Annotated in this window: 9 protein-coding genes; 2 read left to right on the forward strand and 7 right to left on the reverse strand. The window is 47.0% G+C overall.

Translation table 11 applies throughout. From position 1 onward, the window contains the following. Positions 1–72: 72 nt before the first annotated feature. A complete protein-coding gene (locus DXX93_RS19370) occupies positions 73–1,254 on the forward strand; it encodes an IS4 family transposase (RefSeq protein WP_116006901.1) in 1,182 nt (393 codons plus the stop codon). Positions 1,255–1,538: 284 nt separating this feature from the next. On the opposite strand, the gene argA is transcribed toward DXX93_RS19370, so the two are convergent. The 6 genes from argA to argC form a co-directional block, all read right to left on the reverse strand. Continuing rightward, positions 1,539–2,873 (reverse strand): amino-acid N-acetyltransferase, encoded by a 1,335-nt coding sequence (gene argA / locus DXX93_RS19375; RefSeq protein ID WP_116010059.1) that lies wholly within the window; start codon positions 2,871–2,873, stop codon positions 1,539–1,541. 111 nt (positions 2,874–2,984) lie between these two features. Then, on the reverse strand, positions 2,985–4,925 hold the full coding sequence (argH, locus tag DXX93_RS19380; protein ID WP_116009547.1) for an argininosuccinate lyase: 1,941 nt from the start codon (positions 4,923–4,925) through the stop codon (positions 2,985–2,987). Between the two features lie 55 nt (positions 4,926–4,980). Continuing rightward, positions 4,981–6,207, reverse strand: a complete 1,227-nt coding sequence (locus DXX93_RS19385) for an argininosuccinate synthase (RefSeq protein ID WP_116009548.1) — start codon at positions 6,205–6,207, stop codon at positions 4,981–4,983. 92 nt (positions 6,208–6,299) lie between these two features. Next, a complete protein-coding gene (locus DXX93_RS19390) occupies positions 6,300–7,214 on the reverse strand; it encodes an ornithine carbamoyltransferase (RefSeq protein WP_374188953.1) in 915 nt (304 codons plus the stop codon). Positions 7,215–7,340: 126 nt separating this feature from the next. After that, positions 7,341–8,141 carry an acetylglutamate kinase gene (argB, locus tag DXX93_RS19395; protein WP_116009550.1) on the reverse strand — a complete coding sequence of 267 codons (801 nt, stop codon included), beginning with the start codon at positions 8,139–8,141 and terminating at the stop codon, positions 7,341–7,343. A 3-nt stretch (positions 8,142–8,144) separates the two neighbouring features. Continuing rightward, complete coding sequence (gene argC / locus DXX93_RS19400; RefSeq protein ID WP_116009551.1) at positions 8,145–9,182, reverse strand: N-acetyl-gamma-glutamyl-phosphate reductase; 1,038 nt, start codon at positions 9,180–9,182, stop codon at positions 8,145–8,147. 302 nt (positions 9,183–9,484) lie between these two features. On the opposite strand from argC, the gene argE reads away from it, so the two are divergent. After that, positions 9,485–10,642: an acetylornithine deacetylase gene (argE, locus tag DXX93_RS19405; protein ID WP_116010060.1), complete on the forward strand. Its 1,158-nt coding sequence runs from the start codon at positions 9,485–9,487 to the stop codon at positions 10,640–10,642. Between the two features lie 119 nt (positions 10,643–10,761). Here argE and DXX93_RS19410 read toward each other — a convergent pair whose 3' ends face one another. Beyond that, a complete protein-coding gene (locus DXX93_RS19410; RefSeq protein ID WP_116009552.1) occupies positions 10,762–12,225 on the reverse strand; it encodes a hypothetical protein in 1,464 nt (487 codons plus the stop codon). Positions 12,226–12,425 lie beyond the last annotated feature (200 nt).

Here is a 12,425-nt window from a genome sequence, read left to right on the forward strand (position 1 = left end):
AATCCCCAAAAAGTGACAGGCATAACAATTTGTGATCTTATTGAATCGCCAAACACAATAAGGACAACTGCTATGCCTGTAAAATCACTATGCCACAACTACTTTAAAAATACGCTATCTTCCTTCAATCGCGCACGCATGAAAACCTTAATGCTCAGTGCCGATGCGTTAATTGACTCGAATCGGTTAACTCTCACTGATATAGGTCGACACCTCGAAGGAAAAGCGTTCAGTAAAAACAAAATTAAACGAATCGACAGATTTTTAAACAATGACCACTTACAACGAGAGCTTATTGACATTTACCGTGCGCTTGCCAAGCCCGTTATAAGCCAATTGCCATACCTAGTCATTGCTGTCGACTGGAGTGGGTGCTGTGGCTCAAATTATCATTTGTTACGCGCTAGTTTATTGGTCGATGGTCGCTCAATGACGCTCTACAACATGGTTGTTGAAGAAAAGGATAAGGAAACCCGTACCACTCATCAATTGTTTCTCTCACGATTAAGTCACATATTGGCGGGGCATGCGAAAGTGTATATCACATCTGACGGCGGCTTTTTAACACCTTGGTATGCCGAAGTACTTGCCCACGGATGGGATTTTATTGGTCGACTGCGAGGTACAATGAAGTGCCAATTGAAACAGCAGCCAACGCAATGGCAAACCTTAGCGCAGTTAAGAAAGGACGCCAGTTGTACACCTAAAAATTTAGGGAGCGCAAGGTTAACGCAACACAGCAAAACGGGGTGCCAAGCGAGCCTGCACCTTTATCAAGGTGAGCACAGAGGCCGACGCGGGAAAAGCCGCTTTACTAAGGATGATAAAATGTACCGCAACCTTGCTCATGAACCTTGGCTCATCGCGACATCTGATGCCGAGCTAACAAGTCGCGAAGTAATCAATTTGTACGCTAAACGTATGCAAATAGAGCAAAACTTTAGAGATGACAAAAGTGAGCAGTATGGTTTTTCTTGGCGGTTTAGTCGAACGATGGGCATTAAACGGATGAGCATACTGTGCCTTATCGCTTGTGTAGCAAGCTTGGTACTCTGGCTTATTGGCTTTGAAGCAGAAAGAAGAAAATGGCACTTTAGGTTCCAAGCAAATACCGTGAGAAAGCGGCGCGTGCTTTCATTTCTGTCACTCGCCAAAAATATTGTCAAACAATGCCCTCACCAGTTAACAAAGAGGTTTATCAAAAGGAGTTGGTTAAATTTCATTAACGACTACAACAAGATAATCATTGTATGATAAATGGGGATCCCTCAGCCCTTTGGGAGCGTGTCAGCGTCGCGATAACTGCACCAAATTGATGAGATGTAGAATAACTATATCAACAAAAATTTGGCTTGTTCTCCCACCGCTGACAGCGCTCTGAATTGATCAATTAATTAATTCAATTGGTATTAAGCAACTGCTGGCGCATTTGATGCCGCCCCCACGAATAATACAGGTGCGATCAAAGGTTATATCAAGCGTAATATCGATGGCAGGTTTGCGCCCATCAAGAGCAACCGAATAGGCGAGGCTGTGATTTAGGCAATATATTTGACCAACACTTTAGACTTGCGTTGGTAGTTATACATTTCTTTCTTTTCTTCCGGCAAGCTGTCGACGCTTGTTTCGGCAAAACCTTGTTCGCGAAACCAGTGACCGCTGACGGTTGTTAACACAAACAGTTGCTCTAATTTTTGCCGCTTGGCAAATGCTTCAACGGCCGCAATGAGCCGCTCACCGCGATTGCCTTTGCGATAATCCGGGTGGATGACGACACAAGCAAGCTCACCCGCTTTCACCTCTGGGTATGGGTATAGCGCAGCGCAAGCAATGATCACTTCCTCTTTTTTCAGGACGATAAAGCGATCAATTTCTGTCTCTAACAGTTTGCGTGAGCGGCGCACCAACACGCCTTCGTCTTCCAGCGGCTGAATGAGCTCTAAAATGCCGCCCACATCGTCAATTGACGCCGTGGCAATATGTTCTTTGTGATCTTTGGCGATGAGCGTCCCCGCGCCATCACGCGTAAACAACTCTTGCAGCAGCGCGGTATCACTTTGATATGACACACAGTGACAGCGCTCAACACCATTTTCACCACTTTGGATAATCGCTCGCAGCAGCAATTGGCGGACGTGATCCACCTCTTGCTCGCCATAAGAGTCCAGTAACTCTTTGACCTTACGAACACTGCAACTGCGAATTAACGAGCCATCGTTATCCAGCAGGCCATCGTCCTCGGTAAAAGTGATGAGTTTATCTGCACCTAGCGAGATTGCTGTTTGGGTCGCAACATCTTCCAGCGCCAAGTTAAACACTTCCCCCGTGGTCGAATAGCCCACTGGCGAGAGCAGCACAATCGAGCCGTAATCTAATTGGCGGTTAATGGCTTCAGTGTCAATGCGGCGCACTAGCCCTGTGTGCTGATAATCCACCCCTTCTTTAACCCCAATCGGGCGAGCAATAACAAAGTTACCTGTACTCACGCGAATTTGCGCGCCATGCATTGGCGAGTTCGCTAACCCGGTCGTTAACAGCGCTTCAATATGCACGCGCAGTGAACCCGTCGCATCTTTAACGGCCATTAAGGTTTTTGGGTCAGTAATGCGCAGGTGTTGTTCGAACTGCTGTTCAACACCCAGTAAGTCTGCGCGCTCGGCGATTTGCGGGCGGGCGCCATGCACAATAACCAGCTTGACACCAAGACTACGCAACAACGCAATATCGTGAATAATATTGGCAAAGTTGGGATGAAGCACCGCCTCACCACCAAACATTAATACCACGGTTTTACCGCGATGGGCATTAATGTAGGGGGCGGCATTTCTAAACCACTTAACATAGTCTTGGTTTTTTTCGCTCGTTTCAGTCATAGCGTTCTGACTCATCTGCTGACGCGCGTGTGAAGCTGGCACTGAGGGCTCTTCCTCTTCCAATCAATAAAAAACTTTTGCTAACAGGGCTAACTGACTAACGGTGTTAGGCTAGCCCGCCACACGAGACACTTGGTAAGCCATGGCGATTTCGTCTTCTGGATGACGATTCGGGCTAGGCTCGCTGTCTTCAATGATGTAATCCGCCAAGGTTGACTTATCGATCACACTAAAACCAAGATTGCTAAAGTAGTCAGGAATATAGGTCAGCACAATAATGGTTTCTAGCTCCATCATATGGGCAAATTCCAACAGGTATTGCGTTAGCGCTTGGCCTTGCCCTTGGCCGTGCCAGCTGTCGTCAACGACGATGCTGCGAATTTCCGCCAGCCCAGGTTCGTAAATGTAAAGCGATGCACAACCCACCACTTGCCCTTCAACTTCGGCAACCACGAAATTCTGTACATCGTGGATAATGTTCTCGCGGCTGCGATTTAAAATCTCGCCTTTATCGGCCCAGTAAGCGACCAATTCGTGAATCTTGTCGATATCCGACATACGCGCACGGCGCACAGAGAAGGCTTCGGCTTTTTGTGCATTTAAACGCTGCTGCACTTGTTTCAACGCCAGTTTGGTTTGTTGTTTACCCGGTGCCCCGACTACTTGTTCATTCAAAATATCGGTTTGGCCTTTTTGCATTTGGGCAATTGCCTTTTGTACTTGTGAACGCGAGGTGCCACCTAGTGCTTCACGCTTATCAAGGGTCGACTCAATCGAAAGGTGTTGGTAGACATCTTGTTCAATCTTGTCACTAAATGCTTGCAGCTGAGTCAGGGTGAGATCTTCTAATGGCACCCCTTTGTCGATTGCCGCCAAGACCACCTCGCCAACAATATGGTGCGCTTCACGGAACGGAATGTCCTTGCTGACAAGGTAATCGGCCAGCTCAGTGGCATTGGCATAACCTTGCTGCGCCGCCGCTAGGGTTCTGGCGCTATTCACTTTAAGCCCTTCAACCACTAATGTCGCCATTTCCATGCACTCTTGCCACGTATCTAAAGCGTCAAACAAGCCTTCTTTGTCTTCCTGCATGTCTTTGTTGTAGGCCAGTGCCAAAGCTTTCATTGTCGTTAACATGCCCGTTAATGAGCCGAAAACGCGCCCTGCTTTACCGCGAATAAGCTCGCAAGCATCCGGGTTTTTCTTTTGCGGCATCAGGCTGGAGCCCGAGCTCACCAAGTCTGACATTTCAACGAAGCCAGCTTCACCTGAGTTATAGAAAATCAAATCTTCAGCGAAACGCGAGAGGTGCATCATGCTGATGCTGGCAGAAGACAGCAGCTCAATCACATGGTCGCGATCAGAAACCGCATCTAAGCTGTTCAAGGTTGCCGCGCGGAAACCTAAATTTTGCGCCAGCTTATCGCGATCAATCGGGTAGGCAGTACCTGCCAGTGCGCCTGAGCCTAACGGCGAAACATCTAAACGATAGAGTGAGTCTTTTAATCGGCCAATATCGCGGTCGAACATTTCCACATAAGCCAAACACCAGTGACCAAAAGTCACCGGTTGAGCGCGCTGCAAGTGGGTGTAACCTGGCAATACCGTATTTGATTCGCGCTCGGCGAGGTTCATTAACGCTTGCTGTAAATTGACTAAAGCGATGAGTAACTCGCCTCCCGTTTCTTTACACCAAAGCTTGAGGTCAGTCGCCACTTGGTCGTTACGGCTGCGGCCAGTGTGCAGCTTTTTCCCTAAATCACCGGTTTTTTCAATCAGCTGAATTTCCACCCAACTGTGAATATCTTCCGCATCAGAAAGCAGGATCTGTTTCGGATTTTCTTCCACCGATGCTTTCAGCTCAAGCAGCGCTGACTCAAGCTGTGTTACTTCGTCATCAGACAACACACCGACTTGATTGAGCGCCCCAGCCCAAGCAATCGAGCCAACAATATCTTGTACCGCCATGCGGTAATCAACCGGCAATGAGTCGTTAAATTTTTTAAATTGTACGCTCGCCTTTTCTTTAAACCGGCCGCCCCACAATGCCATAGTCTTTCTCCTAACCTTATCTTTAACTGTCGCTGATGCTTATGCTTACTTATGCTTACTTATCTTTTTGATTCATTGCCGTAATTCTGCTCGATAAGCTGAACAAGCGAATAAAGCCTTCAGCGTGCTGTTGGTCGTAAACCTCGTCAGCGCCGAAAGTCGCAAATTCTTCTGAGTATAAGCTGTTCGGCGAACGGCGTTGAGTCACTGTGGCAGTGCCTTTGTAAAGTTTCACCACCACGTCACCTGTCACTTTTTCAGACAATGAGGCAGCAGCAGCCAACTGTGCTTTTGCCAGCGGTGTAAACCAGCGACCATCGTAAATCACATGGGAAAACTCAAGGCCAATAGACTCTCTAAATTTCAGTGATTCTTTGTCGAGAATCAGGGTTTCTAAGCCTTTGTAGGCAGCCATTAAGACCGTACCACCCGGTGTTTCGTAACAGCCGCGCGACTTCATGCCAACCAAACGGTTTTCAACGATATCAATACGACCAACGCCATGTGCCGCCGCTTTGTCATTTAGGTAAACCAGTGCTTCATACGCTGAAAGGGCTTTGCCATCAACCGCGATAAGTTCACCTTGGTCAAAGCTTAATTGTACGGTTTCTGGTGTATCCGGCGCGTCCATTGGATCTACCGTCATGGTCCACACTTCTTTAGACGGCTCACACCAAGGATCTTCTAATTCACCCCCTTCGTGTGAGATATGCCACGCATTGGCATCACGGCTGTAGATTTTAGTCAGCGATGCCGAGCATGGAATATCGCGCTCATCCAAGTAATTCAGCAGATCTTCACGCGAGACCATATCCCACTCGCGCCATGGCGCAATCACGGTTAATTCTGGCGCAAGCGCAGCAAAACAAGACTCAAAACGCACTTGGTCGTTACCTTTACCAGTACAACCGTGACAGACCGCATCCGCCCCCACTTTTAACGCAACTTCAACGTGAGCTTTGGCAATCACTGGGCGTGCCATCGACGTCCCCAACAAGTACTGGCCTTCGTAGACAGAGCCGGTTTTTAGAATGGGGTAAATGTAATCTTTGACAAACTCTTCTTTTAAATCAACCACATGACATTCAGAAGCGCCTGAGGCAATCGCCTTTTCTTTGATCCCATCCAGCTCTTCATCCCCTTGACCGACATCGGCACAAAAGGCGACCACTTCACAGCCATCGTAGTTTTCTTTTAACCACGGAATGATCGCCGATGTATCTAAGCCGCCAGAGTATGCTAATACCACTTTTTTGATTTGTTTTTTCTTTGCTAATGCCATTGTGCTTACCTAATAATTCTTTGTTAATCTGTGCTTACGTAATCTGTATTTGTTTAATCTGTGCTAATTCTGTTCGTTGCTTGCCGTTTTCATTAACGACTGGCAAAGATACTGACGAAAACCGCCATCTGCGCCCACATGCGGTTCTCAGCTTGTGGAAAAACCACCGAGTACTTCTCATCATCAAACAGCGCTGTGGTTATTTCATGCTCTAAGTGCGCTGGCTGACAGTGCATAACTTTCGTTGCCCCTGTGGTTTCCATCATGGCGTGATTGACCTGAAACGGCATAAACTGCGCTTCAATATCGGCAAACTTAGTGTCGTCGCCCATGGAAACCCATGTATCAGTATAGATAACATCTTGCGCGCCAATGGCTGATGCATCACTGGTTAATACCAGCTTGCTACCAGATTGCGCCGCCAGTGCTTGAGCTTTGGCAACCATTTCAGGTGCTGGGCCATAGCCCTCTGGGCAGGCAAGGGTGAAGTCAACGCCTAAAATTGCTGCCACTAACATCAATGAGTTAGAGACATTATTACCGTCACCGACATAAGCGACTTTGACCTCAGTCAAGTCATCAAACTGCTCTGCCAGAGTGACAAAATCTGCCAATGCCTGACACGGGTGATATAAATCACACAGCGCGTTAATCACAGGCACACTGGCATGGGTTGCCAAGCCAGTAATAGACTCATGTGAAAATACCCGAGCGACGATGGCATCAGCGTAACATGAGAGGTTTTTCGCGTAGTCGCTGACTCGCTCACGCTCGCCCAACTTACCATTTTGTTGACCAAGATAAAGGGCATGACCGCCTAATTTCGCGATACCAATATCAAAGCTGACGTGCGTGCGCAGTGACGGCTTTTCAAAGATCATCGCCACCGATTTACCCGCCAATACTTGGCTGTAATCGGCAGGGTTTTGTTTGATAGTTTTGGCGAGGTTGATCAGGTCTAAAATTTGCGACTTGCTTTGTGAGTCGTCCGCTAAAAACTGTGAAATTGTCATGGTAAAGTCCTAACATGGCACTTAATCAAAGCGCCCTGAAAATGTATCAAATATGCTTGTCTAGAGGTTGTTGCCCTGTTGCTAGCTTAGTCAGTCATTGCTATTCAGCATTACTGGGAGCTATGCGGCGTTACTCGGAATAATGCGGGTGCCAATATCAGCGCCTGAAAGCAGCGATAGAATCTGCTCTGGTGCTTGCCAGCTGGCCACCGCGATACTTCGTCGCAGTTGATTGGCGGCGTAGAAAGCGGCGTTAACTTTAGCGGTCATACCGCCAGAGATAACGCCTGCGTCGATTAACTCTGAGGCGTGTTGTTCGGTGAGATCAGCCAAATAGCGACCAGTGTCATCCATCACACCGTTTACATCGGTGAGCAACAGCAATTGAGCATTGAGTAACTGGCAAATCACCACGGCGGCATCGTCTGCATTCACGTTTACCAAGGCACCGGCTTGCTGCTCATTTGCTGTCAGCATACCGATTGAAGAAACCACGGGCAGAAAATCAGCTTTCAGTAAACTGTCCAGTAATTTGCTGTGTTGTGCTTTGGGAATACCAACAGCACCAAGGTCATTTGGATTTAACGTACAACTGACCATATTGCCATCAGCGAGCGATAGCCCCACAGCATTCAGCCCTACTTGGCTTGCGGTGGCGACAATTTGTTTGTTAACACTGCCCGCCAAAGCGCCACTGATAATCGGCATTTGCTCGTGTGGGGTAACGCGTAAACCATTTTTCTTTTCGCTCGAAAAACCTGCTTGTGCAAGCATCTCATCAACCACACAACCACCGCCATGCACTAACACGACTGGGGTATTTTCGGTTTGTTGTAATTTGGCAATAACCGACAATAGCTGATGAAGTGCGTCGGCTTTCTCTAAAATGGCACCGCCAATTTTGATGACAAGAGGTTTCATGCGTTAACTCCGAGCAGCACTGCTTTGCTGCGCAATTAGCGAATAGGCAAGAGGTAGATTAAGTTTAGCATTCAGGCATTGCACTGCTTGTGAAGCCGCACCTTTGAGCAGGTTATCAATCGCCGTGGTTACCACTAGCACTTGCTTGCTCTCGTCATATTGCCAATAAATATCAGCAAACGGCGTGTGTGCCACATCGTCAATTTGCGGACATTGCGGTTTAATCCGTACCAGCGGTTGGTCTTGATAAGCGCAGGTAAACGCTTGATCAACCATATTGCTGGTGACATCGGCTTTGAGTGATAACGTCACCGTTGCGAGCAAACCACGCTTAAACGGCGCGAGGTGTGGATTAAAAATGACTTGCGCGCCAGCTTCTTGGCTAATTTCCGGTTGGTGGCGATGTTTAAGAATATTGTACGGGCGTAAACTCACTTCATTGAAGCTAGTCGCTAACGAGCCATTGCGACCAGCACCGCTAACGCCACTAATGCCGTTAACCACAATTAAACTGTTTTCAAGATGCAAATTCTGGCTGACCACAGGCTTGAGCGACAGTAAGCTGGCCGTTGGGTAACAGCCCGGCACCGCAACTAGTGCCGCGTCAGCAAAATCACTTGGTAGCCATTCCGCTAAGCCGTATTGAGCTTGCGCCAGTGCGTCTGTATTGGCATGTGAAAAACCATAGTAAGTTGGGTAATCTTCGGGTGCCTTGAGGCGAAAGCCGCCAGACAAGTCAAACACCTGAACGCCCTTATCAATGAAGGCTTGCGCCCAATCAGCACTAAACTCGTGCGGTGTCGCAAAAAAGACCGCATCTAGCTCGTCAACAGCAGTATTGAACCATTGCTCGGAAAAAGCCTGGAGGGGTACATCACAGATCCCCAGCCAGCGAGCATGTAACTCTGAAAATAATGATCCATTGGAAGTACTGTTTTCCGATACCACTAAATGCGAGATCGAAACTTTGTCATGTTGAAGCAATAAACCAACAAGCTCAGCTCCAACGTATCCACTTGCGCCAATAACCGCGACTTTCATATCAAAACACCAAAATTGCAATTGTATTCAATTAAACCAATAAAAAACTAAACGTAAACCAGTACCAAAAACAAGACTTCGTTGCCTTTACTCCCCTATCGAGTACTGAACGATAAGGCGGGACACTCAAACTTATAACATCAACCAAGCAGCAAACTATAGTTGAATATATAAAGCATTATCGTCGTCGCATTGAATACATGCTGATATTTCCGTAGCCTTCTTAAATTAGGTTATTTACACTGTGGTGAGAAAAGTAACATTGCATGAATTTTTATGCAACTAATCAACATAAATATTTTATGAATAAATTATTACCCAATTTTGAGTCTGCACTCACACAGTTGATCGCTAGCCCGTCAATCAGCTCTAATTTAGCTGAATGGGATCACGGCAATCGCGAGGTGATTGATTTACTGGCAAGCTGGTTCGAAACACTCGGCTTCTCGATAACAATTCAGCCAGTGCCGAATACCCGAAACAAATTTAATATGCTCGCTCAGCTGGGAACCGGTGAAGGCGGTTTGTTACTGGCGGGACACTCTGACACTGTGCCATTTGATGACAATCGCTGGCAAAGTGATCCGCTTAACGTCACCAAGCAAGATGATAAATTTTTTGGGCTAGGTACTTGCGATATGAAAGGTTTCTTCGCCTTTATTTTGCAAGTGGCTCGCCAAGTGGATGCTAAACAACTTAAAAAGCCCCTGTATGTATTAGCAACCGCTGATGAAGAAACCACCATGGCTGGCGCTCGCTTTTTCGCAGAGCAACAATTAATAAAGCCTGATGTCGCGATTATTGGCGAGCCAACAGAGTTGGTGCCCGTGGTTATGCACAAAGGTCATATGTCGCATCGCATTTCGGTAGCAGGGCAATCCGGTCACTCAAGTAAGCCCGCCCTTGGTGTGAATGCGATAGAGATTATTCACCAAATTATTGGCCAATTATTGGCGTTGAAGCAAGACTTGTGCAGCAAGTACCAAAATCAGGCATTTGACGTCCCTGAGCCAACCTTAAATTTGGGCGCCATCAGCGGGGGGGATAACGCCAATCGCATTTGTGGTCACTGTAATCTAGACATCGATATGCGCGCTCTACCCGGCCTTAAAGATGAAGAATTAGTGCATTGGTTAAGTGAAGCGTTAAAGCCCATTGCTGAACAATACCCAGGCCGTATCACGATGGAAGAGCTGCACCCGCCTTGCCCAAGTTTCGGCCAAGCAGATAGCCATGGTTTATTGACTGTTGCCGAAGAAATTTCTGGTCATCAATGCTGTGCGGTTAATTATTGTACCGAAGCCCCTTATATTCAATCACTTGGGTGCGACACTATCGTGCTTGGTCCCGGTTCGATTAATCAAGCGCATCAGCCGGATGAATTCTTGGCCTATGATCAAATTGACGAGACCTTGCGCGTGCTTACCGCTATGATTCAGCGCTACTGTATGCAGGACTAATCGCTTGGGGATTAGCTCAAACCGTATCGGAGTCAGTAGCGGTTCGACGCTACTGAGTCAGTCAACGGTGCTAGCCAACTATGTTTAAACAACTATGTTTAAACAACTATGTTAGCCAATTAAGAAGGCTTGTTCCAAAGCTTCTGGTTGGTGCGAATTGAAAAGAACTCCATAGGGTGCCAGCAGCGCGGGATCAAATCGAGCTCAGCTCGCTCTTGATAGTTTGACACCAGATTTTCCAAAATTTCTTGTAGACGCGCTCGGCTAATATTGGCTAGGCGCTTTGCTGACTCAGCGAAATAAAGATTTTCACTTTTTCTCACCACTAAATCGGCACCATAACCAATGAACGTAAGCTGGCGCGAGGCAATTCTGCACACCGGCTCTTCTGGGTTGTCAGGATATAGGTGATTAACTATGGCATATTCATAGCGATCGAGGGAATTGCCCGCATCATCGACAGCTAAGTAAGTGACACCGAAGCCCTGCGGAAACATGCCTGTAATTTTGTATAAGCTGTCGACGACTTGTTTACTACAAGCGCCGCGCTCTGCGTTTTGATAAAGCGCCTGATAAACTTTTGGAATCAGCTTGTATTTGTAGTTTGACTTGGTTGAAAGCACGATAGAGCAATAAATTTGCGGCACTTTAATCACGTTGGCTAACCCCTCTTTGGGATTGATTGCCTGCTTGAGTAAACTTCTGACAAATTTGAGTTTACGTAGCTCTTGCTCTTCGAATAGCACGCGATCTTTTTTTGAGTTACCAAAATATTCACCCGGCCCTAAACCATCGACCAAAAACTTAATGGATTCGCGATAGTTGATTTGCAAGAGCTGTTTACGCTCTTCAACGGGTAGCGTGCGATAAGGATCTTGGTCTTGGTCTTCCCCAAGCAACAGTGCTTGTGCCTCAGGGTGGTAAGTGCCGATATCTTGCACTAACACCGCTTTCATCAAAGGAATTTTCACTTGATCGCGAAACGCCTTGTAAGCCACTTCGTCCAACGCTTCAAACGCCATGTATTGCGCTGGCGTAATATCCCCCAAGAATTCTTGAATGTAAGCGTCTTTAATCGCCCCATCTAAAATCAAACGGTCGAGCAAGCGCAACATAAGCACGGTTTTGTACAATGGTTTGTGTTGCTCATTGGTTTTTGCCACATGACTGCCCTCGGTCGGGCTTAATAACTGAATAGTCCCCAGTAGCTGAGCGGATTTTCGATTGGTTTCGTCAAACGTTTCGCCTTCACTGAGATCTAAAATCTCCAAACACAGATTGTCAAAACGTTCGTGACGCGCAATTCGCGCCGAGCGTTGCTGCTGTTGCAGTTGCGTGCGACCTGTTTCTAGCTCTGCTTGGCGCCGTTCATATCTCGCACTGTGTGGACTTTCTTGAGATTTAAATACGTTGCTCGCTTCATTATCCAATGCTTGCGTGGCTTGTTCACTCGCCAACTGAGCTTGATAAAACTCAAGCGCACCGTCGAGAATCGTATCTTTAAGCGCACTTTCTTTGAACATGCGGTCGAGTAGATTCGTGACCTGCGCCGTTAATATCGATTGATGAGTCTTTTTATTCATGAAAATTGGATTAACTGGTGAAGCATACTCGTGGAAGTAAAAAAGCGGCTGCTCTGCTAACCATAAGTGAAAAGCCTATGAAACTCAAATACTGACAGCTTAATGTAAAAAGGTTACCAAATTGGTAACCTTTTGTAGATTTTAGCGGTTGGCGCAGCTCTAACCGTAACTATTGTTCCTTGCTAAGAGGATTAGCGCGT

This window comes from Thalassotalea euphylliae (assembly GCF_003390335.1).
Taxonomy (GTDB): domain Bacteria; phylum Pseudomonadota; class Gammaproteobacteria; order Enterobacterales; family Alteromonadaceae; genus Thalassotalea_F; species Thalassotalea_F euphylliae_B.